This is a genomic window from Xanthomonas sp. F10, assembly GCF_014206815.1.
Taxonomy (GTDB): Bacteria; Pseudomonadota; Gammaproteobacteria; order Xanthomonadales; family Xanthomonadaceae; genus Xanthomonas_A; species Xanthomonas_A indica.
The window spans coordinates 861,010-886,014 of the sequence record NZ_JACHNP010000002.1; the positions used below are offsets into that span (position 1 = coordinate 861,010).

At 70.4% G+C, this 25,005-nt stretch carries 21 protein-coding genes and 1 pseudogene; 16 read left to right on the forward strand and 6 right to left on the reverse strand.

What is annotated here, in order from left to right; all coding sequences use genetic code 11:
* Positions 1 to 73 precede the first annotated feature (73 nt).
* On the forward strand, positions 74 to 1,933 hold the full coding sequence (locus FHR56_RS15100) for an ABC-F family ATP-binding cassette domain-containing protein (RefSeq protein WP_184502660.1): 1,860 nt from the start codon (positions 74 to 76) through the stop codon (positions 1,931 to 1,933).
* Between the two features lie 94 nt (positions 1,934 to 2,027).
* On the forward strand, positions 2,028 to 2,543 hold the full coding sequence (locus tag FHR56_RS15105; protein WP_160946527.1) for a YcxB family protein: 516 nt from the start codon (positions 2,028 to 2,030) through the stop codon (positions 2,541 to 2,543).
* A gap of 442 nt (positions 2,544 to 2,985) precedes the next feature.
* Here FHR56_RS15105 and FHR56_RS15110 read toward each other — a convergent pair whose 3' ends face one another.
* Together FHR56_RS15110 and FHR56_RS15115 are read right to left on the reverse strand one after the other, a co-directional pair.
* Positions 2,986 to 3,276 (reverse strand): hypothetical protein, encoded by a 291-nt coding sequence (locus FHR56_RS15110; RefSeq protein ID WP_237473104.1) that lies wholly within the window; start codon positions 3,274 to 3,276, stop codon positions 2,986 to 2,988.
* Positions 3,277 to 3,484: 208 nt separating this feature from the next.
* A complete protein-coding gene (locus FHR56_RS15115) occupies positions 3,485 to 4,363 on the reverse strand; it encodes a LysR substrate-binding domain-containing protein (RefSeq protein WP_184502661.1) in 879 nt (292 codons plus the stop codon).
* A gap of 98 nt (positions 4,364 to 4,461) precedes the next feature.
* Between FHR56_RS15115 and bla the strand changes: the two genes are divergently transcribed.
* A complete protein-coding gene (bla, locus tag FHR56_RS15120) occupies positions 4,462 to 5,370 on the forward strand; it encodes a class A beta-lactamase (RefSeq protein WP_160946525.1) in 909 nt (302 codons plus the stop codon).
* Positions 5,371 to 5,687: 317 nt separating this feature from the next.
* A complete protein-coding gene (locus FHR56_RS15125) occupies positions 5,688 to 6,629 on the forward strand; it encodes an alpha/beta hydrolase (RefSeq protein WP_160946544.1) in 942 nt (313 codons plus the stop codon).
* 114 nt (positions 6,630 to 6,743) lie between these two features.
* On the opposite strand, the gene FHR56_RS15130 is transcribed toward FHR56_RS15125, so the two are convergent.
* Together FHR56_RS15130 and FHR56_RS15135 are read right to left on the reverse strand one after the other, a co-directional pair.
* Positions 6,744 to 8,912, reverse strand: coding sequence for a phospholipase C, phosphocholine-specific (locus FHR56_RS15130; RefSeq protein WP_160946524.1), 2,169 nt, complete (start codon positions 8,910 to 8,912; stop codon positions 6,744 to 6,746).
* Positions 8,913 to 8,982: 70 nt separating this feature from the next.
* Positions 8,983 to 11,259, reverse strand: a pseudogene (locus FHR56_RS15135) (TonB-dependent receptor); the annotation flags it as partial.
* Between the two features lie 552 nt (positions 11,260 to 11,811).
* Between FHR56_RS15135 and FHR56_RS15140 the strand changes: the two are divergent.
* Positions 11,812 to 13,095 (forward strand): cation:proton antiporter, encoded by a 1,284-nt coding sequence (locus FHR56_RS15140; protein WP_160946522.1) that lies wholly within the window; start codon positions 11,812 to 11,814, stop codon positions 13,093 to 13,095.
* Between the two features lie 71 nt (positions 13,096 to 13,166).
* Positions 13,167 to 13,505, forward strand: coding sequence for a zinc ribbon domain-containing protein (locus tag FHR56_RS15145; protein WP_160946521.1), 339 nt, complete (start codon positions 13,167 to 13,169; stop codon positions 13,503 to 13,505).
* Positions 13,506 to 13,678: 173 nt separating this feature from the next.
* On the opposite strand, the gene FHR56_RS15150 is transcribed toward FHR56_RS15145, so the two are convergent.
* On the reverse strand, positions 13,679 to 14,629 hold the full coding sequence (locus FHR56_RS15150; protein WP_160946520.1) for a DUF3011 domain-containing protein: 951 nt from the start codon (positions 14,627 to 14,629) through the stop codon (positions 13,679 to 13,681).
* A 157-nt stretch (positions 14,630 to 14,786) separates the two neighbouring features.
* On the opposite strand from FHR56_RS15150, the gene aspS reads away from it, so the two are divergent.
* The 5 genes from aspS to FHR56_RS15175 all read left to right on the forward strand — a co-directional run bounded on the left by aspS (position 14,787) and on the right by FHR56_RS15175 (position 18,436).
* A complete protein-coding gene (aspS, locus tag FHR56_RS15155) occupies positions 14,787 to 16,538 on the forward strand; it encodes an aspartate--tRNA ligase (protein WP_160946519.1) in 1,752 nt (583 codons plus the stop codon).
* Between the two features lie 31 nt (positions 16,539 to 16,569).
* Complete coding sequence (locus FHR56_RS15160; RefSeq protein WP_160946518.1) at positions 16,570 to 16,872, forward strand: DNA primase; 303 nt, start codon at positions 16,570 to 16,572, stop codon at positions 16,870 to 16,872.
* 3 nt (positions 16,873 to 16,875) lie between these two features.
* A complete protein-coding gene (locus FHR56_RS15165; protein WP_160946517.1) occupies positions 16,876 to 17,394 on the forward strand; it encodes a GNAT family N-acetyltransferase in 519 nt (172 codons plus the stop codon).
* A gap of 99 nt (positions 17,395 to 17,493) precedes the next feature.
* Complete coding sequence (locus FHR56_RS15170) at positions 17,494 to 17,805, forward strand: I78 family peptidase inhibitor (RefSeq protein ID WP_237473103.1); 312 nt, start codon at positions 17,494 to 17,496, stop codon at positions 17,803 to 17,805.
* The gene (locus tag FHR56_RS15175) at positions 17,768 to 18,436 is read left to right on the forward strand and encodes an alpha/beta fold hydrolase (RefSeq protein ID WP_160946516.1); all 669 of its coding nucleotides are present in this window, start codon (positions 17,768 to 17,770) and stop codon (positions 18,434 to 18,436) included. Before FHR56_RS15170 ends, FHR56_RS15175 begins: the two co-directional genes overlap by 38 nt.
* A 95-nt stretch (positions 18,437 to 18,531) precedes the next feature.
* Here the strand turns inward: FHR56_RS15175 and FHR56_RS15180 are convergent, their stop codons facing one another.
* Complete coding sequence (locus FHR56_RS15180; RefSeq protein ID WP_160946515.1) at positions 18,532 to 19,434, reverse strand: hypothetical protein; 903 nt, start codon at positions 19,432 to 19,434, stop codon at positions 18,532 to 18,534.
* Between the two features lie 305 nt (positions 19,435 to 19,739).
* On the opposite strand from FHR56_RS15180, the gene FHR56_RS15185 reads away from it, so the two are divergent.
* From FHR56_RS15185 to ruvB, 5 genes are all read left to right on the forward strand, one after another.
* Positions 19,740 to 20,474: a YebC/PmpR family DNA-binding transcriptional regulator gene (locus tag FHR56_RS15185; RefSeq protein ID WP_010344319.1), complete on the forward strand. Its 735-nt coding sequence runs from the start codon at positions 19,740 to 19,742 to the stop codon at positions 20,472 to 20,474.
* A gap of 82 nt (positions 20,475 to 20,556) precedes the next feature.
* Entirely contained in the window at positions 20,557 to 21,153 is a 597-nt protein-coding gene (gene ruvC / locus FHR56_RS15190; RefSeq protein ID WP_202406919.1) for a crossover junction endodeoxyribonuclease RuvC, read from the forward strand.
* A gap of 124 nt (positions 21,154 to 21,277) precedes the next feature.
* Positions 21,278 to 21,862: a Holliday junction branch migration protein RuvA gene (ruvA, locus tag FHR56_RS15195; protein ID WP_010344317.1), complete on the forward strand. Its 585-nt coding sequence runs from the start codon at positions 21,278 to 21,280 to the stop codon at positions 21,860 to 21,862.
* Positions 21,863 to 21,995: 133 nt separating this feature from the next.
* A complete protein-coding gene (locus FHR56_RS15200; RefSeq protein ID WP_237473108.1) occupies positions 21,996 to 23,837 on the forward strand; it encodes a potassium transporter Kup in 1,842 nt (613 codons plus the stop codon).
* A 131-nt stretch (positions 23,838 to 23,968) separates the two neighbouring features.
* Positions 23,969 to 25,003: a Holliday junction branch migration DNA helicase RuvB gene (ruvB, locus tag FHR56_RS15205; protein ID WP_160946513.1), complete on the forward strand. Its 1,035-nt coding sequence runs from the start codon at positions 23,969 to 23,971 to the stop codon at positions 25,001 to 25,003.
* The last annotated feature ends 2 nt before the right edge of the window (positions 25,004 to 25,005 follow it).

Below are 25,005 nucleotides of genomic sequence, written 5' to 3' on the forward strand. Positions count from 1 at the left end.
CCGGGTGGCCTCGCGGGTGGGCCGCCGCGGGCGAAGCGGCTACACTTCCGCCTCGCTAGCCGAGTGCCCTGCCTTGATTTCCCTACGTAATTTCGCCTTGCGCCGCGGCGAGCGGCTGTTGCTGTCCAATGTCGACCTCACCCTGCATGCCGGTTACCGGGTGGGCGTGGTCGGCCGCAACGGGGCCGGCAAGTCCAGCCTGTTCGCGGCGGTGAAGGGCGAACTGGAGGCCGACAAGGGCGACGTCGACCTGCCCGGCAAGGTGCGCATCGCCAGCGTCGCCCAGGAGACCCCGTCGCTGCCGGACCCGGCGCTGAGCTTCGTGCTCGGCGGCGACACCGCGGTGGCCGCGGTGCTGGCCGAAGAGGCCGAGGCGACCGCGCGCGAGGACTGGGAGGCGGTCGCCGCGGCGCACACCAAGATGGCCGAGATGGGCGCCTACGATGCCGAGGCGCGCGCCGGCAAGCTGCTGCACGGCCTCGGCTTCCCGGCCGAGACCCACCAGCGCGCGGTGTCCTCGTTCTCCGGCGGCTGGCGCGTGCGCCTGAACCTGGCGCGCGCGCTGATGATGCCCAGCGACCTGCTGCTGCTCGACGAACCGACCAACCACCTCGACCTGGACGCGGTGTACTGGCTGGAGCAGTGGCTGCTGAAGTATCCGGGCACGCTGCTGCTGATCTCGCACGACCGCGAGTTCCTCGACAACGTCGCCACCCACACCCTGCATCTGCACAACGGCGGCGCCAAGCTGTACACCGGCGGCTACACCGATTTCGAGCGCCAGCGCGCCGAGCAGTTGCGCCAGCAGCAGATCGCGCACGAGAAGGAACAGGCCGAGCGCGCCCACCTGCAGAGCTTCATCGACCGCTTCAAGGCCAAGGCGTCCAAGGCGGCGCAGGCGCAGAGCCGGATGAAGCGCCTGGAGAAGCTGGCCGGCACCGAGGCGGTGCGCGCCGAGCGCGAGTTCCGCATCGAGCTGGCGCCGCCGGCCAAGCTGCCGTTCTCGCTGATCCGCCTCAACCACGTCGAGGCCGGCTACGGCGCGGACGCGGTGATCCTGCACAACGTCGGCTTCGGCCTGGAGGCCGGCCAGCGCATCGGCCTGCTCGGCCCCAACGGCGCCGGCAAGACCACCCTGGTCAAGACCCTGGTCGGCGAACTGCCGCCGATCGCCGGCGAGCGCATGGCGCATCCGGACCTGCGCATCGGCTACTTCGCCCAGCACACGGTGGAGTCGCTGCACGAAGGGCAGTCGCCGATGGACCACATGCGCGAGATCGACAAGGAGGCCAGCAACCAGGCGTTCCGCGATTTCCTCGGCAAGTGGAATTTCCCCGGCGACCGCGCGTTCGAGCCGGTCGATGGCTTCTCCGGCGGCGAGCGCGCGCGCCTGGCGCTGGCGCTGATCGCCTGGCAGCAGCCCAACGTGCTGCTGCTCGACGAACCGACCAACCACCTCGACCTGGAGATGCGCGAGGCGCTGGCCGAGGCCTTGAGCGATTTCGAGGGGGCGATCGTGATGGTCTCGCACGACCGCCACCTGATCGGCCTGGTCTGCGACACGTTCTGGCGCGTGGCCGACGGCGTGGTGGAGCCGTTCGACGGCGACCTCGACGCCTACGCCGCGTGGCTGCGCACGCGGCCGGCCGCGCAGGGCACCAAGCAGAAGCTGGCCGAGGCCGCGCCGACCCCGCCGCAGCCGGTCAAGCCGCTGCCGGCGAAGAAGCCGCCGAACCCGCACAAGCTGGCCGCCGCGGAGAAGCGCGTGGGCGAGCTGGAAGCGACCCTGGCCGAGCTCGACCGCCAGCTCGCCGATCCCAAGCACTACGCCGATGCGGAGAAGATGGCGGTGCTGGGTCGCGATCGCGAGGCCACCGCGCGCGATCTGGCCCAGGCCGAGCAGGCGTGGATGGAGCTGATCGACGGCGCCTGAGGCGTTGCGCTGCGGCGGCCAGGCGTGCCCCACGTCCGGCTGTCCGTCCCGTACTCCCGGCCCGCGTCGGTCACGCCCTCAGGGAGAGACGACGATGATCAGCGGCAACATCCGCCTGGACGATTACCGCGCCGCGCAGCGCCTGCATTATCGATATCGCTTGCGCCGCGCGCTGATCGTGGTGGGTGTTGCGTTCGTGCTCGGCTTGGGGCTGCTGTTGTTTACCGCGCCCGGGTCCTTGGCGAGCATGCTGGGCACGCTGCTGCTCGGGGTTGGCTGCGGTGGCCCGATCTGGCTGGGGCTGTGGTACGGCTGGGTGTTGCCGAGCAAGCTGTTGTTCCTCTATGCGCAGCAGGAGCAGCTGCAGCATCGCTACACCTATGCATGGGACGAGGCGGGCATCCGCATTACCTGGCCGAACGGCGAGGTGCGCCGCCGCTGGCGCGATTACGTCCGCTATCGCGAGAGTCCGCAGGTGTTGCTGCTGTACCACGATGCGCGCGCGTTCGACGTGGTGCCGACCTCCTGGTTCGCCGATGCCGCGCAGCGCGATGCGTTCCGGCGGCTGGCGGCGCGGGTGGGGACCGGAACCGGCAGGCGCAGCGTGTAGCAGGCGCCGCGGTTGCGGCCTGCGCTGCACATGCATGAGATGTGGATGTCCGTGCCTGGTTCAGGCACGGCGGGAGCGCGAGCGGGACCCCTGTGGGAGGGGCTTCAGCCCCGACGCCTCACCCCCCCCCCCAGCCAGCGGAAAGCTCTACCCGCAAGGGCGGTGGTCGCGCGTGGAGAGGCGCAACTCGGCTTCCAACAATTCGATCAACAGTGGAGGTGTTGGCTCATGTGTCAGACATTGCCAGCGATTCCCTCTCCCCGCGGGAGAAGGTGCCCCTAATGGTCGGATGAGGGGGCGGGAACCTAGGGAGTCGGAGCAGCCGGCCCTGCATGCCGGCGTACCCTCACCCCAACCCCTCTCCCGGTGGGAGAGGGGCTTCAATCGCTTCTTGACGCGGCTCCAGGTGAGGCCAGAGCGCGAGAGCGCCGGTCTGTAACGCTCAGGCGGCGGCGCTGGCCACGACCAGCAGGCCGCCGGCGATCGCGGCCCAGTCCAGCGGCGTGCGCGAGCGCAGGCTTTGCAGCGAGGGGCGGGCGGTCGGCGTCGGCCGCAGGCCGGCCTTGAGCGCCATCAGCGCCAGGCCCGCGGCGCTGAGCGCCCAATGCCATTCGCTGGCGCCGCCACGCAGAAAGTAGGCCAGATGCAGTACGCACAGGCAGCTCAATGCGGCTGCCAGCACGACGTCACGCGAGACCAGGCCCGGACGGGCGGTCAGGACAACACGGTTCATCAGCATGTTTCCCCCTGAACGGTGAGCGCCATCCCCGGCGCACATTGTCACTGCGACGAGGATCATATTTCGGGCCTGGACGGCCGCCAAGCGGCAGTGCACAAATTCTTCACATTGCTGTCAGACCTTGCTGGTAGGACTAGCAAAGCACGTGCCGGACGGGCGGCGAGTGGGCTGGGGGCGCGACGTGCAGCGCTGGCGGCGCCGCTCAATCCGGGCGCAGCGCCTGCTCGGCCAGCAACCACGTGCGCAGGCGCCGCCCGGCGTCGCTTTCCGCGCGCGAGCGCAGCCGGGTCAGCCAGTAGCGGCCTAGGTCGATCCGGGTGGTGAACGGACAGACCAGGCGCCCGGCGTCCAGGTCCTGGGCGAACAGCCGCAGTGGCAGCAGGGCCACGCCGTGGCCGGCCGCGGCGATGCTGGCCAGGGTCAGCGAGGCGTCGCAGATCGGGCCACCGGCCTGGATCTCGGGCGCACCGGCGGCCTGCAGCCAGCGCGGCCATTCGTCCAGCCGGTAGGAGCGCAGCAGGGTGGTCCTGGCGAGATCCGCGGGCGTGCGCAGCAGCGGTGCCAGCGCCGGCGTGCAGACCGGTGCGAAGGGGGCATCCAGGATCGGCGTGGCGCTCTGCCCCTGCCAGTCGCCGTCGCCGAAGCGGATCGCAAGGTCCAGGCCTTCGCCGGCCAGGTCGACCCGGTTGTTGTGGGTGTACACGCGCAGTTCGATATCCGGATGCGCGGCATGGAAGGCGTCGAGCCGCGGCAGCAGCCAACCGACCGCGAAGGTGCCGACCACGCCCACGCTCAGCGTCTCGCGATAGCGACCGCCAGCGAAGCGCTGCAGGGTGGAGGCGATGCGGTCGAAGGCCTCGGTCAGCACTGGATGCAGGCGCAGGCCCTCGTCGGTCAGGGCCACGCCGCGCGGCAGACGCTGGAACAGGAGCACGCCCAGGCGTGCCTCCAGGTGCTTGATCTGGTGGCTCAGCGCGGCCTGGGTCACGCACAGCTCGGCGGCGGCACGGGTCAGGTTCTGGTGCCGCGCCGCGGCCTCGAAGGCGCGCAGGGCGTTCAGCGGCAGGTGCGGGCGGGTCATCGCCAGGTATCAATTCGGCTCATGGGTGCGATTCAATAACCTCGCTGGTGGGGGCGGGTCAATGCGGACATCATCCTGGCTCCCGACGGAGGTGGACGATGCTGACGAGACGACGGTTCCTGCAGGGCGTGGGCATGGGCGCGAGCCTGCTGGCGGTGGCTGCGGTACAGGCGAAAACGGTGCAAAACCCAGCGCAAACGCTGCAGCAGCGGCTGGCCGAGATCGAGCGCCGCAGTGGCGGCCGGCTCGGCGTGAGCCTGCTCGACGGCAGCGGCGCGACGCTCGGCGGACAGCGCCAGGACGAGCGCTTCCCGCTATGCAGTACCTTCAAATTTCTATTGGCGGGGGCGGTGCTGCAGCGGGTCGATCGCGGCGAACTGGCCCTGGAGCGGCGCCTGCCGGTGCGCAAGGCGGATCTGCTGGCGTATGCGCCGGTGTCCGAGCGCCATGTCGGCGGCGCGCTCAGCGTGGCCGAGCTCTGCCAGGCGGCGATGATCTACAGCGACAACACCGCCGCCAACCTGCTGCTGCCGCTGGTCGGCGACCCGCCTGGCGTGACCCGCTTCCTGCGTGCGCTGGGCGACGCGCAGACCCGCCTGGACCGCAACGAGCCAAGCATGAACGACGTCGTCGCCGGCGATCTGCGCGACACCACCACGCCGGCGGCGATGGCCGCGACGATGCGCACCCTGCTGCTCGGCGAGGCGCTGCAGCCCGCGTCGCGGCAGCGCCTGATCGCCTGGATGCGCGACAACCGCACCGGCAACGACTGCTTGCGTGCCGGCTTGCCGGCGGCCTGGCGGATTGGCGACAAGACCGGCAGCAACGGCACCGATACCCGCAACGACATCGCCATCGTGTGGGCGCCGGGGCGGGCCACGCCGCTGTTGCTCACCGCGTATCTCAACGGCGCGACCGTCGACAGCGCCGCGCGCGATGCGGCGCTGAAAGCGGTGGCGCAGGCGGTGGTGGCGTCGCTGCCTGCGCAGACGCTGCGTACCGGCTAGGCGGCATTGCGCGCGCTGTATCGCCTGCGTTCGCCGCAATCGCACCGGATGCAGGTCGCTCTTCCGTAGGAGCGGCTTCAGCCGCGACGGGCTTTACCGGGAAGGTCCGTCGCGACTGATCCCACAACGGGGACAACAGCCATTCCTGCCGGACGCCGCTGGCGATCACTGGCGGCGCGATCGTGCCGATGCCGCGCGCGATCGCCTTCGCTGCACCCAACGGCCACAGCCGCCGCGGCCGTGCCCCCTGCGCGTGCGGTCCCGTCCATTCCCCATCCTGTTCGGAGCGTCCCATGCGTCGATTCGTGTGCTGTTCCTTGGCCATCGCCCTCGGTCTGTTTGCCCACGCCGCGCAGGCGCGGGTGTGGGAGCCCACGCCGGGCCACGTGCAGGTGCCGATCTGGCCCGGCGCGGTGCCGGATGCATTGCCGCATCCGAAGCCGGAAACGGCTGGCCCTGGCTCAGGCAAGCCGTGGTGGCCGGCCATCCACGACGTCAGCCGGCCGACCATGACCGTGTACCCGGCGCAGGGCCACAACACCGGCGCCGCGGTGGTGGTGTTTCCTGGCGGCGGCTACCAGATGCTGGCGATGGACCTGGAGGGCACGGAGATCTGCGACTGGCTGGTCTCGCGCGGCATCACCTGCGTGTTGCTGAAGTACCGCGTGCCGAACTCGGGTCCGACCTGGGTCGACGACCGCCGCTACTACCCCAAGGTGCAGACCGCGCTGCAGGACGCGCAGCGCACGCTGGGCCTGGTGCGCCAGCAGGCCGCGACCTGGGGCGTGGACCCGCACAAGATCGGGGTGATGGGTTTTTCCGCCGGCGGCCACCTGGTGGCCGCGGTGAGCACGCACTTCGCCCAGCGCACCTATCCGCTGGTGGATGCCGCCGATCGCGTCAGCTGCCGCCCGGACTTCGCCATCGCCGTGTATCCGGGCCATCTGTGGGTGCACGAGGACGAGGACGCCGACACCCGCGATTTCACCGATCTGGCCTTGCGTCCGGACATCCGCGTGGTCGCCGACACCCCGCCGACCTTCCTGCTGCAGGCCCAGGACGACTATGTGGACGGCATCTCGCAGGTGCTGGCGTACTTCGTCGCGCTCAACCACGCCGACGTGCCGACGGAAATGCATATCTACGCCAAGGGCGGCCATGCCTTCGGCCTGCGCGCCAAGAACCTGCCGATCGCGCAGTGGCCGCAGCTGGTGGAGACCTGGCTGCGGACGATCGGGGTGCTTGAGAGCCGGGATTAGGGATTCGGGATTCGTAACAGCCGGGATTGGGGATTCGGGATTGGCAAAAGCGTGTCGGCGCGCGGATTGCGCTTTCACGAATCCCAAATCCCTAATCCCCAATCCCGGACGTTGTCACGAATCCCCACTCCCGACTCCCCAATCCCGCCCGCCTCCGGCGGGCTCCTGATACAGCCGCGCCGGTCCGCCCATCGCCGGATCGCTGATGCCGGGCTTGCCGTTTTCCGCGCGGCCAGCCAGGCGCTGGCGTGCGTTGTCCTGGACCAGCCACAGGTCGTACCAACCGCCGCTCGGCCTGGCGCTCCAGCGCATGCGCTGCTCGGTGCCGGGTGCCAGCGTCACGCGTTGGCGGGGTTGTGCCTGTGCGTAGGCGGCCGGTTCAAGCGACACGCTGAGTGGCGCGGTCCCAGGATTGCGCAACAGCAGGCACAGCGCCTGCGCATCGTCCGGGTCCTGGATGATGTCGGCCTGCAGCAGCGGAGCGCTCAGGTCACCGCGGTAGTGGCGGTGGAAGCCGTTGGGGCCGAGCAGCCACAGATCGTAGTCGCCGTCGTAGGTGGTCCAGGTGCCGTCCAGGGGCGCACCGGCGCCGACGGTGTAGCGGCGCGGGATCGCGGCCAGGTCGTAGCGGTCGTAGACGTGCAGCACCGCCGCCGCCCCGCTGTTGGCCATGTGCAGTCGCACCTCGCCGCGCTCGCGTTCGTACTGCAACTGCACCGTCGCCCGATACGGCAGGGCACGCGCGCGGCGCACGCCGAACGCCTGGTGCGGCGCCTGCACCTGCGCTGGCAGCGGCGGCAGTGCGTGCTCGTGCAATGCGGCGGCACGCGCTGCCGCCGCGCGCACGTCGGGCAGGTCGGCGACGAAGGGGCGGGTATCGGCCTGGCGGAAATCGAAGGCGTCGAGCAGATCGCCGCAGACCGCGCGGCGCCACGCGCTCACACCGCTGGCGGCGACGCCGAAGCGGCGTTCCAGCAGACGCAGCACCGAGGTGTGGTCGTAGACCTGCGAATCGACCCAGCCGCCGCGGCTCCACGGCGAGATCACGTACAGCGGCACGCGCGGGCCGAGGCCGTAGGGACGCCCGCGCAGTTCCGGCGGGTCGGCCTTGGCGTCGCCCGGCGCCGGGTGCAGGTGGTATTCGCCGTCGGTGTCGACGCTGGAAGCGCCGGCCCGGCCGCCGGCCGCCGACGGGTCCGGCGAAGGCGGCGCCGGCGGCGGCACGTGGTCGAAGAAGCCGTCGTTCTCGTCGAACATCAGCAGCAGGGCGGTGCGCGCCCACACCTTGGGGTCGGCGGTCAGCGCGTCGAGCACGCGCGCGGTGTAGGCCGCGCCCTGCGCCGGGCTGGACGGATCGGGATGCTCGCTGCCGGCGGCGTCGGCGATGATGAAGCTCACCGACGGCAGCCGCGCCGCCAATACATCTTCGCGCAACTGGGCCAGGCTGCGGCTGGAGACGCCGCGTGCGCGCAACTGCGGGTCGTGCCCGGGCGCACCGCGCCAGGCCGCGCGGAACGGCGCGAAGCCAGCCAGCGGGTTGTCGGTGAAGTTGTCGGCCATGTCCTGGTAGATCTGCCAGGACACGCCGGCCTGCTGCAGTGCCTCGACATAGCTGGGCCAGCGGTAGTCGTCCGGGTCGCCGCCGAGTTCCGGGAAGTTGTCGTGCGAGTTGGCGATGACCGGGCCGCCGGCGCGGGCGTGCGGATCGTTCTGCCCGGTCCACAGGAACACGCGGTTCGGATTGGTGCCGGCCTGGATCGCGCAGTGGTAGGCATCGCACACGGTGAACGCCTCGGCCAGGGCGAACTGGAACGGCAGGTCGTCGCGTTCGTAATAGGCCAGCGCGTGGTCGCGCTTGGCCGCCGGCCACTGGCCCATGCGGCCGTGGTCCCAGGCCTGCTGCGCGTTCGGCCAGGTGTGCGGCGTGCCTTGCACGCGCATGGTGGCGAAATTGTGCGCGGTGCGCAGCGGGAACGGCGCCAACTGGCGGCTGCCGTCGGCGCTGGGCTGCAGCCAGACCGTGCGCGGGGCGATGCCGGGCAGCGGCGGTGCCGGGATCGGGAAGCGGTCGCCGAAGCCGCGCACGCCGGCCAGGCTGCCGAAGTAATGGTCGAAGGCGCGGTTCTCCTGCATCAGGATCACCACGTGCTGCAGGTCGTCGAGGGTGCCGCTGCGCACGTCCGGGGCGATCGCCGCGGCGCGGGCGATGCTCGGCGGCAGCAGGGCGGCGGCGCTGGCGGTGAGGCCGGCGCGGAGCAGCCGGCGGCGGGTCTGGTCGGTCATGCTGGTCCGGGAAAGCGCAATGCGGCGGCGGCCGGGAGCGGCCGCCGCCGCGAGACTGCCACGGCGCCGGTTACAGGTCGACCATGAAGGTCAGGCCGACGGTGCGCGGCGGCGCGATGAAGGCGCTGTCGCTGCCGTCCACGCCGTTGAGGTAGCGCTTGTCGGTGAGGTTGCTGATCACCAGGTCCAGCCTGGCCTGCTGCAACTGCGGCGACAGCCCGCCCAGGGCGATGCCGAGATTGGCGTCGAAGGTGGTCACCGCATCCAGCGCCGCGCTGTTGGCCGCATCCAGGTAGCGCCGACCGAGGTAGCGGCCGGACAGGCCGCCGTGCCAGCGCTGACCCTGCCAGTCGGCCGACAGCACCAGGGTCTGGCGCGGCTGGCCGATCACCTGCGAGCCCGGGGCGATCTCCAGCGCCTGGTCGCGCGCGGCGTTGCCGCTGCCCAGGTAGGTCGCCTTGTTGTAGGTGTAGGCCCCGTTGAGCCGCCAGCCGTTGTCCCAGGCGTAGCCCAGCGCCAGCTCCACGCCGCGTGCGTGCACGCCGCCGAAGTTCTCGTAGACGCCGTCGGTCTCGCCCAGGTAGTCGATGCCGGTGACGAAGTTGGCCGGCACGTAGACGATGCGGTTGTCGAAGCGGATGTCGTACAGGGTGATGCTGCCGGTCAGCGGCCAGCGGCTCATGCGCAGGCCCACCTCGATGTTGTCGGCGGTTTCCGGCTTGACCTTGCTCAGCACCAGCGGGTCGGTCTCGCCGAGCACGCCGGAGGGGATCGCGGCGAAGTTCTGCGAGAAACCGGCAAAGGCTTCCACGCCCTTGAGTGGCGTGGTCCAGGTCAGGCCGGCGGAGAACAGCGGATCGGAGTGCGAATCCGATTCGATGTGCGCCGCGTCGCCGATGCGGCGGTCGCGGGTCTGGTCGACGAAGAACTGCTTGACGCCCACGCGCCAGGCGAAGTCGCCGTAGCGCATCACGTCCTCGGCGTAGTACATCTGCTCGTCGGTGCGGTAGTCGTCCTTGAACTGCACCCAGTACGGCACGTGGTCGAAGGCGATGTTGGTGCCGACGTCGAGCAGGCGGTGCCAGTCGCGGGTGACGCTGCGGTCGTAGCGTTCCAGCCACAGGCCGCCGCGCACGGTGTTGTGCAGTCCACCAAAGTCCTGCGCCCATTCCACGTCGGCGGTGACGCCGCCGCGCTGGTTGTCGTAGTGGCTGTGGCGGTAGGACTGCACCGGCAGCGAGCCGGCCGGGTAGCAGGCCGGGTTGGACTCGGCCGGCAGGGTCGCGGTGTCGGCGCAGCCGGGCAGCATGCTCGCGGCCGCGCCGCTCGGGGTGACGAAGTAGAGCTTGCCCAGCGCGCTGCCGCCGTACACGGTATGGCCGCCGGTGTATTCGGACTCGGGCTGGCCCGCGCCGTCGTTGGTGACGTCGACCAGGTACGGCGGAATCCAGTCGCCACGGCCCCTCATGCGGTGCGCGTAGCCGGTCAGCGTGGCCTTGAAGCCGTTGCCGCCGTCGAACAGGCCGCGCAGGTAGCCGAAGCTGTTCTTGCGCAGCGCGCGCGAGCCGGAGCGGTAGTTCTGGTCGTAGTAGGGGATGCCGGTGAGCTTGCCGGTGAGCAGGTCGTGGTCCGGATCGGTGGCGAACTGCGCCGGGGTGACGCTGCTGTATTCGGATTCGTTGGCATCGTCGTAGGACAGGTAGCCGCTGAGCGTCCATGCGCCGAGGTCGCTGACGAACTTGCCGGCCAGGTGGTCGCGGGTGGTGTGGCCGCTGCCGTCGATCCAGTCGTCGTTGCTGGCATGCGAACCGCTGACCCAGGCGCGGGTGCCGCCGAGGTCGCCGCTGTCGTAGCGCGCGTAGTACTTGCGCGCCTGGTTGTCGCCGATGCCGAAGGCCATGCGCACGCGCTGTTGGTCCAGCGGTTCGCTGGTGAGGAAGTTGAGGGTGCCGCCCAGCGCTTCGTTGGAGCGCGAGGCGATGTCGGCGGTGCCCTGGCTGACCTCCACCGTCTCCAGGTCCAGCGTGTCGATGAAGCGGTTGGCCTTGGAGCCGCCACCGTAGGCCGAGCCGCCGTTGGGCACGCCGTCGATGGTGGTGCCGATCTGCTGGTCGTCGCGGTTGGTGACGAAGCCGCGCATGCTGATCTGGGTGCCCCAGTCGGAGGAGCCGAACGCATCGGCCTCGGTGGCGATCACGCCGGGCAGTTCGTTGAGCGCGTCGTTGACGCTGCTCATCGCGAACTGGCGGTCCAGCGCCTCCTTGCTGACGTTGATCTTGGCGTAGGTGGTGGCCTGGCCGAGCACCTGCACCTGGTCCAGGGTCGAGACCCGGTCGCTGCTGTCGGCAGGCGCGGCGGGCTCCGCTGCGCCGGTGGTCTCGGCGGCGTGGGCGGAGGCGATGCTGGCGGCCAGCGCCAGGGCCAGCAGGGTTGGGGCGGGGGTGCGGAAATACGCCGAAACGGTCATCGGTTGCGTGGCTTGCGTGAGGGGCGCTCATGGTCCGATCGAGCGGTTTCGTGCATATGACCGGGATCTTGCGAATCCATGCATCATGCGCAAATCGGCATGAATCGAGGCGGGGCGATGTCGCCCGCTACGCGCAGCGGCAACGGAGGGACGGCGGTCGAGGCGGAACCGTTGCGTTCGCGCGGCTGCCCGGGAGGGCGTTCGCGTGCGCGGCGTGTGCGCCGGACGCGTTCGTGTCGGGCACGGATGCCTGGATGCGATGCGGATTCGCCGCAGGCAGGCAGTGCCCCGCGTGGACGCGCCGCTGCACGCAGACGCTGCACTGGGCCCGCGACCGCAGCCGGCGCTTCGCCGTGATGGCGCACAACACGGGCGAACCGGCATCATCGCCGCTGCCGCCGCCGGCGGGCCCGCGATGGAACCTCCTGCCCGATGAGCCACGAACTGATCTACCTGCTGCTGATCTTCGCCCTGCTGGTGATCCCGCGCGCGTTGCAGCGCTTCAAGATGCCGGCGCCGCTGACCTGTCTGCTGTTCGGCATCATCGCGATGCTGGCGATGGGACCGCGCGCGCACGACCCGGTGGTGACCCTGCTGGCCACGCTCGGCATCTCGTCGCTGTTCCTGTTCGCCGGCCTGGAAGTGGACCCGAAGGCGCTGCGCCGCGGCTTGTGGCCGCTGCTGCTGCACCTGGTGGTGCGCGGCGGCACCCTGTTCGGCGTCGGCTGGCTGGCCTGGCGCTACGCCGCGCTGCCGTGGCAGGCGGCCGGGTTGCTGGCGCTGGCCCTGCTGACCCCGTCCACCGGTTTCATCATCGAGTCGCTGGGGCGGCTGGGGCTGGACGAGGAAGAACGCTTCTGGGTCACCAGCAAGGCCATCGCCGGCGAGCTGCTGGCGCTGGCGGCGCTGTTCGTGATCCTGCAGGCCGGCGATCCCTGGCAGATGGGCCTGTCCAGCCTGGCGCTGGTGGCGATGCTGGTCGGCCTGCCGCTGCTGTTCGTGGCCCTGGGGCGCTGGGTGGCGCCGCAGGCACCGGGCTCGGAATTCTCGCTGCTGGTGATGGTCGGCCTGATCGCCGCCTACATCACCTATTCGCTGGGCGTGTACTACCTGGTCGGTGCGTTCATCGCCGGGCTGGTGGCGCGGCTGCTGCGCCAGCGCATGCCGCTGCTGGCCTCCGACGAGAACCTGCAGGCGGTGCGCCTGTTCGCCTCGTTCTTCGTGCCGTTCTACTTCTTCAATGCCGGCACCAAGGTGCCGAGCGGGGCGCTGAGCCTGCAGGCGCTGGGCCTGGGCCTGGCCATGACCGCCTGCGTGCTGCCGCTGCGCATCGGCATTCTGTGGCTGCAGCGGCGGGTGCTGTTCGGCGAAGGCGCGCGCAGCAGCCTGCGGGTGTCCCTGGCGCTGTCGCCGACGCTGATCTTCACCCTGGTGCTGGCCGGGATCCTGCGCGACCGCTTCGCCATCGCCGACGCCCTGTTCGGCGCCTTGCTGCTGTACGCGGCCCTGACCACGCTGCTGCCGGCGCTGTTGCTGCGCATGCCGTTCGACGTCAGCCCGCTGGAAGGGGCGCCGGCCGCGCCGGCGGATCCCGCGTCGGCGCAGGCACCGGCGGCGCCGGACGCGCCGGTCGCCGAGGCGCCGGTAGCGGAGGCGCCAACGCCGCCCGTGGGCGCGGCGGAGACGCTGCCGCGGCCCCAGCCCGGGCCGGCATGAGCGAGAGCGCTTGAAAGCCGGCGTGCGGCCCCCATACTGGCCGCCTCCGTTGCTCTCGCGTTTTTGCCGCCATGCCGATCTACGCTTTCCAATGTGCCGCATGCGGTCACAGCTTCGACCGCCTGCAGAAACTGTCCGATCCGGATCCTGAGACCTGTCCGTCCTGCGCCGCCCCGGCGGTCAAGCGCCAGCTCACTGCACCGGCGTTCCGCCTGTCCGGCAGCGGCTGGTACGAGACAGACTTCAAGAAGGACGGCGACAAGAAGCGCAACCTCGCCGAGTCGGGCAGCACGGGCGGCAGCAGCGAGGCCAAGCCCGCGGCTGCAGCTGCGTCCGACGCCCCAGCCAAGCCGGCGGCTGCCGCCGCCCCGGCGCCGGCGCCCGCCGCGGCCAAGCCTGCGGCGACCTGAGCCCCACCTGGCCAAGCCGCGCCAGGCGCGGCTCCTCGTAGGAGCGGCTTCAGCCGCGACCAGGCATCACCCGGTCGCGGTAATCCAAAAACGGTACGAGCTGCCCCTGGAAATCGACTTCTCACGCCGGCATCGGGCCGCCCGACATCGCGGGCGGCCCGCATTCGCCTTGCTCAGCGCGCGCCGAAGCGCGCCCGGCAGCCGCCGTTGACCCACACCGTATTGCCTTCGTAGCCCCAGCTGCGGCCTTCCGCGCAGGTGGTGCCCGACAGCTGTTCGATCAGCACCGGGCGGCCCTGGCGGCGGTCCCAGGCGCAGGTGCGCAGGCGCTTGTCGTCGCTGCTGCAGGTCACCGTATAGCCGCTGTCCAGCGGCGGCCGGCCCGGTCCCCAGCCACCGCCGCCGCGGCCCTGGGCGAATTCGCCGCGGCAGCCGTCGTCGACCCACACTGCGCCATCGCGCGAGCCCCAGGTGCGGCCCTCGATGCAGCGGGTGTCCGACAGCTGGCGTACCAGCATGGCGTTGCGCCAGCCGGTCGGGCACACGCGCTGGCGCTGGTCCTGACTCTCGCAGCGCACGGTGCCGGCTACGCCACCACCACCGCCGCCGCCCCAGTTGCCGCCCCAATCGCCGCGACCTTCGACGAAGCGGCCGCGGCAGCCCTGGTCCACCCACACCACGCCCGGCGCCGAGCCCCAGGTGCGGCCCTCGATGCAGGGCGAGTCGGAGAGGGTGCCGACCAGGCGGGCGGGCCCACGGAACGGGGTCGCGCACTGTTGGCGGCGGCGATCGTTGCTGGAGCAGGCGACGGTGCGGCCGTCGAAGCCCGGTTCCTGCCGCCAGCCGCCGCCGCTGCCGCGCAGCGAAGTGGCGATGTCCTGCTGGATGTTGCCGAAGCCCCAGCCGCGGTCGATCTGGTCCAGGTAGAACTCGAGCTGGTCGTCGGGGATCTGCCGGCCGCGCGACTGGTCGGCGTATTCGCGCTCGATCACCCGCACCCGGCCGGGGATCGATAGTTGCCGCAGGTCCTGCGGGGCGTAGGCGCGGGCGCTCTGGGCCGCGGCCGGGGCGCTGGCCAGGGCCAGCGCGGCGATCACCAGCCAGGTGCCAAGGGGCTTCAACATGGGTTCTCTCCTCCCCGTGAATGGTGCGCGGACTATAGCCGCAGGCCGACTTAAGCCAGGATGAGTCATGCGCGATTTGCCCGGGCCGACGCGCCGCCGCAGAATACCGGGCTTGCCGGCGCCTTCTGCGCCGGCCGCCCCCTGTTTGGAGCTAGCGATGCGTACCCACTTCTGCGGCCTGGTCGACGAGACCCTGATCGGCCAAACCGTCACCCTGGCCGGCTGGACCGACGTGGCCCGCAACCTCGGCGGCGTGTGCTTCATCGACCTGCGCGACCACGAAGGTATCGTGCAGGTGATGGTGGAGCCGGAGAACGCGGAGGTGTTCAAGGTCGCCGCCAGTCTCGGTTACGAGGACGTGCTGCAGGTCGAGGGCGTGGTGCGCGCGCGGCATGCGGTCAACGACAAGCTGCGCAGCGGCAAGGTCGAGGTGATCGCCACCGCCATCACCGTGCTCAACAAGGCCGCGCCGCTGCCGTTCCACGCGCACGAGAACCCGGGCGAGGAAACCCGCCTGAAGTACCGGTACCTGGACCTGCGCCGCCCGGAGATGCAGCGCATGCAGCGCACCCGCATCAAGCTGGTGCAGGCGCTGCGCCGCTACCTGGACGAGCGCGGCTTCCAGGACATCGAGACCCCGATCCTGACCAAGGCCACCCCGGAAGGCGCGCGCGACTTCCTGGTGCCGGCGCGCATGCACCCGGGCGAGTTCTACGCGCTGCCGCAGTCGCCGCAGCTGTTCAAGCAGATCCTGATGGTGGCCGGCTTCGACCGCTACTACCAGATCGCGCGCTGCTTCCGCGACGAGGCGCTGCGTGCCGACCGCCAGCTCGAGTTCACCCAGCTCGACATGGAGTTCGCCTTCGTCCGCGAGCGCGACGTGCAGGACTTCGTCGAGGCGATGGTCCGCGCCATCTTCAAGGAAGTGGTCGACGTCGAACTGGATGCCGCATTCCCGCGCATGACCTGGGCCGAGGCCATGCGCCGCTACGGCTCGGACAAGCCGGACCTGCGCATCGCGCTGGAGCTGACCGACGTGGCCGAGCTGGTCAAGGACAGCGACTTCGCGGTGTTCAGCGCCGCGGCCGCCGATCCCGATGGCCGCGTCGCCGCGCTGCGCATTCCCGGCGGCGCCAGCCTCTCGCGCAAGCAGATCGACGAATACGCCGCGCACGCCGCCAAGTACGGCGCCAAGGGCCTGGCCTACGTCAAGATCGCCGACAGCGGCGAGATCAGCTCGCCGATCCAGAAGTTCTTCGGCGAGGCCGCCTTCGCCGCGCTGCTCGCCCACGTCGGTGCCGGCAACGGCGACATCGTGTTCTTCGGCGCCGGCGCCTACGGCAAGGTCTCCGACTTCATGGGCGCGCTGCGCCTGAAGGCCGGCAAGGACTTCAACCTCATCGCCGACGGCTGGCGACCGCTGTGGGTCACCGATTTCCCGATGTTCGAGTGGGACGAGGAGGCGCAGCGCTACGTGGCCCTGCATCACCCGTTCACCGCGCCGGCGGTGGACGACATCGCCGAGTTGCGCACGCACGCCAAGACCGCGGTATCGCGCGGCTACGACATGGTGCTCAACGGCAACGAGATTGGCGGCGGTTCGATCCGTATCCACCGTCCGGACATGCAGAGCGCGGTGTTCGAGCTGCTCGGCATCGGCGCCGAGGAAGCGCGCGCCAAGTTCGGCTTCCTGCTGGATGCGCTGAACTACGGCGCGCCGCCGCACGGCGGCATCGCCTTCGGCATCGACCGTATCGCCGCGCTGATGGCCGGTACCGAGTCGATCCGCGACGTGATCCCGTTCCCCAAGACCACCGGCGCGCAGGACCTGATGACCGACGCGCCGTCGCCGATCGCCGACGCGCAGCTGGCCGAAGTGCACGTGCAGGTGCGCCCGCAGGCGCAGTGATCCCGTTCTCCCAACCGTAGCAGGCCGACACATGAGCGAGACCGCATTCAATCTGGAGTGGGAAACCCTCGGCAACGAGGGCGCAGTGGAGGCCATCGTCACCCAGCGCGCGCGCGTGTTCGGCGGCTGGCTGGTGCGCGCCGGCAGCGGCGCCAACGCGCCGCTGGCGTTCGTGCCGGATCCGGAGGGCCGTTGGGACGGCGAGGATTTCGGCGAGGACGATTACGAGTACGAGGAAGACGACGAGGAAGAAGAGGACGAGGAAGACGGCGACGACGAGGACGAGGACGACGGCGAAGAGGCCGACGCCGACGCCGCGCACCCGGCGCGCTGAGCCGTGCTGATTCGCCGCGCCACGCCGGACGATGCCGCCGCGGTGACCCGCATCGCCGCGGCCACCTTCTGCGAAACCTTCGGCCATCTGTATCCGGCGCAGGACCTGCAGGCCTTCCTCGACGAGGCCTATTCGCTGGAGCGCGCCCAGGTGGTGCTGGCGCATCCGGACTACGCGATCTGGCTGGTCGAGCACGACGGCGCCGTGGTCGGGCACGCCGCGGCCGGTCCCTGCGGCCTGCCGCATGCCGAGGTGCGTCCCGGCGATGGCGAACTCAAGCGCCTGTACCTGCTGCGCGCGCACCAGAACGGCGGTTGGGGTGCGCGGCTGTTCGAGACCGCCCTGGCCTGGCTGGAACGCGACGGCCCGCGCACGCTGTGGGTCGGCGTGTGGTCGGAGAACCTGGGCGCGCAGCGTTTCTACGCCCGCTACGGCTTCGAGAAGGTCGGCACCTACGAGTTCCCGGTGGGGCAGGTGCGCGACCTGGAATTCATCCTGCGCCGGCCGCCGCGCGCGGCCTGAGGCCTGCAGCCGGGCGCGCCCCAGGCGCCGCCACGTCGACACCGCGGCAACGCAGGCGCGCTAGAGTGCTGGCCTGTCCAGCCTGCAGGAGAGCGCGTCATGTTCCGACCGTGGATGGGAATCGCCGCCGTGTTGCCGTTGCTGGCCGCGTGCGCGCCGCCGGCCAGACTGCAGCCGGCCAGCGGCGGGCCGACCGTGCAGGGCGATGGCCGCTGCAACGTCGAGGCCGTGGCCTGGGCGGTCGGCCAGGAGGCCACCCAGGCGACCATGAGCCGGGTCTGGAAGGAGAGCGGAGCCGGCGTGGTGCGGCCGATCGCGCCGGGCCAGGCGGTGACCCGCGATCTGCGCCTGGACCGGCTCAACGTGTTCCTGGATGGCAGCAATCACATCGTCCGCACCACCTGCGGTTGAACCGCGCATCGCCGCGCCGCAGGTGCTGTTGCTGCATGGCATCTGGAACGCGCGGCCGTGGCTGTTGCCGCTGGCGCTGCGCCTGCGTCGCGATGGCTGGCGCGTCGCCAGCTTCGGCTATTCGACCGCGTTCGGCGGCGCCGAAGCCGCGCTCCCACGGCTGCACGCCCGCATTGAACGTATGGCCGCCACCGGTCCGGTGGCGCTGGTCGGGCATAGCCTCGGCGGCCTGATCGCCTTGCAGGCCTTGCGGCAGGTGCCCTCGCTCCCGGTGACCCGGGTGGTGTGCCTGGGCAGCCCGCTGGCCGGCAGTGCCGCCGCGCGTGCCCTGGCGCAACGGCGGCTCGGATTGGCGCTGGGCCGCAGCGCGGCGCTGTTGCAGCGGGGCGTGGCACGTTGGGACGGGCCGGCCGAGGTCGGCATGGTCGCCGGCACCGTGGCGCGTGGGCTGGGCGCGCGCTTCGCCGCGCTGGGGCCGGAGTCCGACGGCAGCGTGGCCCTGGCCGAGACCCGCGTGCCCGGCCTGGGCGATCACTGCCAGGTCCGCGCCAGCCACAGCGGCCTGCTGTTCTCGGTGGAGGCCGCGCGGCAGACCGCCGCGTTCCTGCGCGACGGTCGCTTCGCCGCCTGAGCCGGCGGCTGCCAGAACCCGGCGCCCTGCGGCGTCGGCCGCGCCGCGTCGGTCTCCGCGACCGCCTTGGCGCCGGTGCGGGGCGATGCCGTGCCTTATGGCGTCACGAAGGTCTTCAACCAGTCCAGCGTGGGATTGAGCGCCCAGGCGGCGGTGCCGCTGCGGTAGTTGCCGTCGACCAGAAGTCCCGTGCACTGGGTGCCGGGGTAGCCGCCGAAGCCCATGAAGCAGTGGTCGGCGTAGAGGTCCTGCACCTCCCGGTTCTTGACGATGTACCAGCCGCTGCCGTTGCTTCTGAAGCACGACTGCTGCCCGTCGCAGCGCAGGCCGGTGACCAGTTGCGCCTGCGTGCGGGCGATGTTCTCGGTGCCGCCGACGAACATGTCGCGCTCGCCGTTGATGATGCGCAGGCGATCGGACGGCAGCGAATGGTTGCCGTCGGCGATGCAGGACGCCAGGTTGTAGTAGGCGGTGTAGGTCGCGCCGGTGCCTTGGCCGAACGAGGCGGCGACCCGGGGCTCGTAGTCGTGCGCCAGTACCGAGATGATCGAGCCCTGGCTGAGCCCGCCGGTCACCACGCCCTTGGAGCAGTCGGCCTTGTCGCGGGCGCAAATCTGGGCGATGGCGCTGTTGAGATTCTGCGCATCGAAGATGGCCTTGGCGCGGTTGCCGATGACGCCGCAGCTGCCGAAGCTGGTGTTGTCGTACTCCACCGAGGCGGCCACGAAGCCCTTGGCCGCCGCGGCATTCACCGCGGCCATCGCCCAATTGCTCTGGTAGTTCTCGCCGGTCCCGCCGATATGCACGTAGACCGGGTACTTGCCTGTCGCGCGGGGTTCCTGGCCGCTGATCGCATAGGTGGTGAAGCCGGCGCTGTAGCGCCCCCGGAAGGCATCGGTCTGGGCGCTGGCCAGGCCCGGGGCGGCAAGCGCAGCCAGGCCCAGGCAGCGCAGGGCCAGCGACAGGAACGGCACGGGGATGGACGTACTGCGGGACATGGGGATCTCCTTCGGTGCGATGGAACGCGGGCACGACCCGTGTGCGTTCAGCGTTCCCATGGGGCTGACAGTTCTCGCACGCCGCTGTGCCTGCGGGTAGACAGTCCGCCGCTGCTTGATAGGCACCACGGCCCTGGTGTGCGCTGTGGCAGGCGTGTCGGCCAGCGCGGGGCAGCGGCGCTCCCGGTGGCGAGCGACCGGGCATGGCGCAGGTTCCGGCGAGTCGCCGGCGTGGCCGGACCCCGGGATGTGCGCGGCATCAGGTAAAATCCGCGCCTTGTCCTTACAACTGTCCGGAACGCCCCATGGGTAGAGGCCCCTCGATCGAAGCCCGCAAGAACGCATCTGATGCGAAGCGCGGCAAGATTTTCACCAAGATCATCCGCGAGATCGGCGTCGCCGCGCGCGCCGGTGGCGGCGATCCGTCCAACAACCCACGGCTGCGCGTGGCGATGGACAAGGGGCTGGCCTCCAACATGTCCAAGGACGTGATCGAGCGGGCGATCAAGAAGGCCACCGGCGAACTGGAAGGCGTGGAGTACGAGGAAGTGCGCTACGAGGGCTATGCCCCGGGCGGCGTGGCGGTGATCGTGGACTGCCTGACCGATAACCGCGTGCGCACCGTGGCCGACGTGCGCCATGCCTTCAGCAAGTGCGGCGGCAACATGGGCACCGACGGCTCGGTGGCCTTCATGTTCAAGCGCCTGGGCGTGCTCAGCTTCGCCGCCGGCGCCGACGAGGAGAAGATCACCGAGGCGGCGATCGAGGCCGGCGCCGACGACATCGTGGTCTATCCCGAGGACGGCGCGATCGACGTGCTGACCGCACCGGAAGCGTTCCAGGCGGTCAAGGACGCCATGGACGCGGCTGGCCTGGCCGCCGACCATGCCGAAATCACCTTCCGCGCCGACAACGACATCGCCGTGGACGGCGACACCGCGGTGCAGGTGCGTAAGCTGCTGGACATGCTGGAAGACCTGGACGACGTGCAGAACGTCTATTCCAACGTGGACCAGGCCGCGCTGAGTGACGGGGGCTGACACCATGAAAGCCGGGACCCGGGACCCGGGACCCGGGACCCGGAACGGAGCTGTGCCGGTACCGAACGCGTTGCCGTCGCAGATGGTTGCGTCGGGCCGCAGTACTCGGACGGCAAACGCTTCCACGGGTCCCGGGTCCCGGGTCCCGGGTCCCGGTTTCACCCGGATCCTCGGCATCGACCCTGGCTCGCAGCGTACCGGCGTGGGCATCATCGACGTGGACGCGGCCGGCCGTACCCGGCACGTGCACCATGCGCCGCTGCTGCTGTTGGGCGAGGGCGACTTCGCGCTGCGGCTCAAGCGCCTGCTGCTCGGGCTGGACGCGCTGATCGAGGAGTACCGCCCGCAGGAAGTGGCGATCGAGCGGGTGTTCATGGGCAAGAGCGCCGACGCGGCGCTGAAGCTCGGCCACGCCCGTGGCGCGGCGATCTGCGCGGCGGTGCTGCGCGAGCTGCCGGTGCACGAGTACGCCGCCAAGGAGATCAAGCTCGCCGTGGTCGGCAAGGGCGCGGCGGAGAAGCAACAAGTGCAACACATGGTCGGTCTCATGCTGAGCCTGACCGGCAAACTTCAGGCCGACGCCGCCGACGCACTGGCCGTCGCCATCACCCATGCCCACGTGCGCGCCACCGCGCAGCGCCTGGGCGTCAGCACGCAGCAGGCGTGGAGTAGAAAATGAGTGGAGCTGGGATTCGGGATTCGGGATTCGGGATTGGCAACAGCCGTGCGCGCGCGCGCCGGCGCCGCTTGGGCGAATCCCCAATCCCCAATCCCCAATCCCGGCGCCTCCAAGGAGGCGCCCCATGATCGGCCGTCTGCGCGGGATCCTGGCCTACAAGCAGCCGCCGTGGCTGGTGATCGACGTGGGCGGGGTGGGGTATGAGCTGGAGGCGCCGATGAGCACCTTCTACGACCTGCCCGACGTCGGTCGCGACGTGATCCTGTTCACCCACTATGCGCAGAAGGAGGACAGCGTGTCGCTGTACGGCTTCCTGCGCGAGGGCGAGCGGCGCCTGTTCCGCGACGTGCAGCGGGTCAGTGGGATCGGCGCGAAGATCGCGCTGGCGGTGCTGTCCGGGGTCAGCGTCGACGAGTTCGCGCGGCTGATCACCGCCGCCGACGTCACCGCGCTGACCCGCATCCCCGGTATCGGCAAGAAGACCGCCGAGCGCATGGTGGTGGAACTGCGCGACCGCGCGGCCGACTTCAGTGGCGGCGCGCCGGTGACCGGGCAGTTGGGCACCGACGCGGTATCCGAGGCCACGGTGGCGCTGCAGCAGCTCGGCTACAAGCCGGCCGAGGCGGCGAAGATGGCGCGCGACGCCGCCGCCGACGGCGACGAGGTCGCCACGGTGATCCGCAAGGCCCTGCAGGCGGCGCTGCGCTGACCGCCCGGTCGGCCTGGCTCTCCCCGCTCTTTCTTCACGTTCTGGCGCTACTCTTCCCACCATGTCCAGCTCCTCCAGTTCCGCCGCCCGCCCGGGCAGCCACGATCCGCACGCCAAGACGGGCTTTGGGGTGATGCTGACCGCCATCGGCGTGGTCTTCGGCGACATCGGCACCAGTCCGCTGTACACGCTCAAGGAGGCGTTCTCGCCGCACTACGGGCTGACCCCGGACCACGACACCGTGCTGGGCATCCTGTCGCTGGTGTTCTGGGCGCTGATGCTGGTGGTCACGGTCAAGTACGTCACCGTGATCATGCGTGCCGACAACGACGGCGAGGGCGGCATCATGGCGCTGACCGCGCTGGCGCAGCGGACCCTGCCGGGCGGCTCGCGCTCGATGTACGTGGTCGGCATCCTCGGCATCTTCGGCGCCTCGCTGTTCTTCGGCGACGGCGTCATCACCCCGGCCATCTCGGTGCTGTCGGCGGTGGAAGGCCTGGAGGTGGCCGCGCCCAAGCTGGAGCCGTTCGTGGTGCCGATCACCCTGGTGGTGCTGGGGATGCTGTTCATGGCCCAGCGCTACGGCACCGAGCGGGTGGGCAAGGCGTTCGGGCCGATCACCCTGGTCTGGTTCGTGGCGCTGGGCGCGATCGGCGTCTACAACATGACGCGCGCGCCGGAAGTACTGCATGCGCTGAACCCGTGGTGGGGCGTGCGTTTCTTCGCCGAGCACAACTGGCACGCGGTGTTCGTGCTCGGCGCGGTGGTGCTGGCGGTGACCGGCGGCGAGGCGCTGTACGCGGACATGGGCCATTTCGGCGCCAAGGCGATCCGCCGCTCCTGGCAGTTCGTGGTGCTGCCGATGCTGACCCTGACCTACCTGGGGCAGGGCGCGCTGGTGCTGCGCGACCCGGCCGCGGTCAGCAATCCGTTCTACGAGGCGGTGCCGGAGTGGGCGCTGTACCCGATGATCGTGCTGGCCACCGCGGCCACGGTGATCGCCTCGCAGGCGCTGATCACTGGCGCCTACTCGGTGGCCAGCCAGGCCATGCAGCTGGGCTACATCCCGCGCATGCACATCCGCCACACCTCGCACTCCACCATCGGCCAGATCTACGTGCCGGCGGTGAACTGGTGCCTGCTGGCGCTGGTGGTGGTGGCGGTGATCGGGTTCGGCGACTCGACCTCGCTGGCCACCGCCTACGGCGTCTCGGTGACCGGCACCATGCTGATCACCACCGTGCTGATGGTCATCTACGCGCGCGCCAACCCGCGGGTGCCGGCGCCGCTGCTGTGGCTGTTCGCCCTGGTGTTCCTGGCGGTGGACTGCGCGTTCTTCTACGCCAACATCATCAAGTTCCTGGACGGCGCCTGGTTCCCGCTGCTGCTGGGCCTGATCCTGTTCACCCTGATGCGTACCTGGCGCCGCGGCCGCAAGCTGCTGCACGACGAGATCCGCAAGGACGGCATCAAGCTCGACACCTTCCTGCCCGGACTGATGCTGGCGCCGCCGGTGCGCGTGCCCGGCACCGCGGTGTTCCTGACCGCCGACCCGATGGTCGTCCCGCACGCGCTGATGCACAACCTCAAGCACAACAAGGTGCTGCACGAGCGCAACGTGTTTCTGACCGTGGAGACCCTGCAGGTGCCGTACGCGGCGGCCGGGCAGCGGCTGAAGATCGACGCGATCGGCGACGAGTTCTACCGCGTCTACGTGCGCTTCGGCTTCATGGAGACCCCGGACGTGCCGCTGGCGCTGATGCGCTCCTGCGACCAGGGCGGGATCTACTTCGACCCGATGGACACCACCTATTTCGCCAGCCGCGAGACCATCGTAGCCAGCGCCAACCGCGGCATGCCGATCTGGCGCGACAAGCTGTTCGCGGTCATGCACCGCAACGCCGCCCCCGCCACCGGCTTCTTCCGCATCCCCGGCAACCGCCTGGTGGAACTGGGCGCGCAGGTGGAGATCTGAGGCCGCCTGCGGCGGCCGGGATTGGGGAGTCGGGATTCGGGATTGGTCAAGGCCATGGCGCCGAGACCGTCCCGCAGCCGATACTATTGCGCGACCACTCCCGAATCCCCACTCCCCAATCCCGGCTCTAAATGGACCGCATCATCGCCAGCAGCGCCACCCGCGAGGATGAGGTCGCCGAGGCCAGCATCCGCCCCAAGCGGCTGGACGACTACCTCGGCCAGCAGCCGGTGCGCGAGCAGCTGTCGATCTACATCGAGGCGGCCAAGGCGCGCGGGGAGGCGATGGACCATGTGCTGATCTTCGGGCCGCCGGGCCTGGGCAAGACCACGCTGAGCCACGTCATCGCCAACGAGCTGGGGGTCAACCTGCGGGTCACCTCCGGCCCGGTGATCGAGAAGGCCGGCGACCTGGCCGCGCTGCTGACCAACCTGCAGCCGCACGACGTGTTGTTCGTCGACGAGATCCACCGGCTGTCGCCGGTGGTCGAGGAAGTGCTGTATCCGGCGATGGAAGACTTCCAGATCGACATCATGATCGGCGAGGGGCCGGCCGCGCGCTCGATCAAGATCGACCTGCCGCCGTTCACCCTGATCGGCGCCACCACCCGCGCCGGCCTGCTGACCGCGCCGCTGCGAGACCGCTTCGGCATCGTCCAGCGCCTGGCCTTCTACACCCCGGACGAGCTGGCGCAGATCGTGCGCCGCTCCGCCAGCATCCTCGGTATCGCCTGCGACGCCGACGGCTGCGCCGAGATCGCCCGGCGCGCGCGCGGCACCCCGCGCATCGCCAACCGCCTGCTGCGGCGGGTCCGCGACTTCGCCCAGGTCCGTGCCGGCGGGCAGATCGACCTGGCGGTGGCGCAGGCCGCCACGCAGATGCTCAAGGTCGATGCCGAGGGCTTCGACGAGCTGGACCGGCGCATGCTGCGCACCATCATCGAGTACTTCGACGGCGGCCCGGTCGGCGTCGAGTCGCTGGCCGCCTCGCTGTCGGAGGAACGCGGCACCCTGGAGGACGTGATCGAGCCCTACCTGATCCAGCAGGGCTACCTGATCCGCACCGCCCGCGGCCGCATGGCCACCAACAAGGCCTATCTGCACTTGGGCTTGCAGCCCAAGCGGGATTCGGGAATGGGGATCGGGGATACAGGAGCGCTGTTTTGACC

Bases quoted from the DNA above. Each gene is read 5' to 3' on its own strand.
- aspS (WP_160946519.1), top strand. From the start codon at position 14,787: ATGCGTACCCACTTCTGCGGCCTGGTCGACGAGACCCTGATCGGCCAA.
- FHR56_RS15145 (WP_160946521.1), top strand. From the start codon at position 13,167: ATGCCGATCTACGCTTTCCAATGTGCCGCATGCGGTCACAGCTTCGAC.
- ruvB (WP_160946513.1), top strand. From the start codon at position 23,969: ATGGACCGCATCATCGCCAGCAGCGCCACCCGCGAGGATGAGGTCGCC.
- FHR56_RS15130 (WP_160946524.1), bottom strand. From the start codon at position 8,912: ATGACCGACCAGACCCGCCGCCGGCTGCTCCGCGCCGGCCTCACCGCC.
- ruvC (WP_202406919.1), top strand. From the start codon at position 20,557: ATGGTTGCGTCGGGCCGCAGTACTCGGACGGCAAACGCTTCCACGGGT.
- FHR56_RS15150 (WP_160946520.1), bottom strand. From the start codon at position 14,629: ATGTTGAAGCCCCTTGGCACCTGGCTGGTGATCGCCGCGCTGGCCCTG.
- bla (WP_160946525.1), top strand. From the start codon at position 4,462: ATGCTGACGAGACGACGGTTCCTGCAGGGCGTGGGCATGGGCGCGAGC.
- FHR56_RS15115 (WP_184502661.1), bottom strand. From the start codon at position 4,363: ATGACCCGCCCGCACCTGCCGCTGAACGCCCTGCGCGCCTTCGAGGCC.
- FHR56_RS15140 (WP_160946522.1), top strand. From the start codon at position 11,812: ATGAGCCACGAACTGATCTACCTGCTGCTGATCTTCGCCCTGCTGGTG.
- FHR56_RS15185 (WP_010344319.1), top strand. From the start codon at position 19,740: ATGGGTAGAGGCCCCTCGATCGAAGCCCGCAAGAACGCATCTGATGCG.
- FHR56_RS15160 (WP_160946518.1), top strand. From the start codon at position 16,570: ATGAGCGAGACCGCATTCAATCTGGAGTGGGAAACCCTCGGCAACGAG.
- ruvA (WP_010344317.1), top strand. From the start codon at position 21,278: ATGATCGGCCGTCTGCGCGGGATCCTGGCCTACAAGCAGCCGCCGTGG.
- FHR56_RS15175 (WP_160946516.1), top strand. From the start codon at position 17,768: ATGGCAGCAATCACATCGTCCGCACCACCTGCGGTTGAACCGCGCATC.
- FHR56_RS15200 (WP_237473108.1), top strand. From the start codon at position 21,996: ATGCTGACCGCCATCGGCGTGGTCTTCGGCGACATCGGCACCAGTCCG.
- FHR56_RS15110 (WP_237473104.1), bottom strand. From the start codon at position 3,276: ATGAACCGTGTTGTCCTGACCGCCCGTCCGGGCCTGGTCTCGCGTGAC.
- FHR56_RS15170 (WP_237473103.1), top strand. From the start codon at position 17,494: ATGTTCCGACCGTGGATGGGAATCGCCGCCGTGTTGCCGTTGCTGGCC.
- FHR56_RS15105 (WP_160946527.1), top strand. From the start codon at position 2,028: ATGATCAGCGGCAACATCCGCCTGGACGATTACCGCGCCGCGCAGCGC.
- FHR56_RS15180 (WP_160946515.1), bottom strand. From the start codon at position 19,434: ATGTCCCGCAGTACGTCCATCCCCGTGCCGTTCCTGTCGCTGGCCCTG.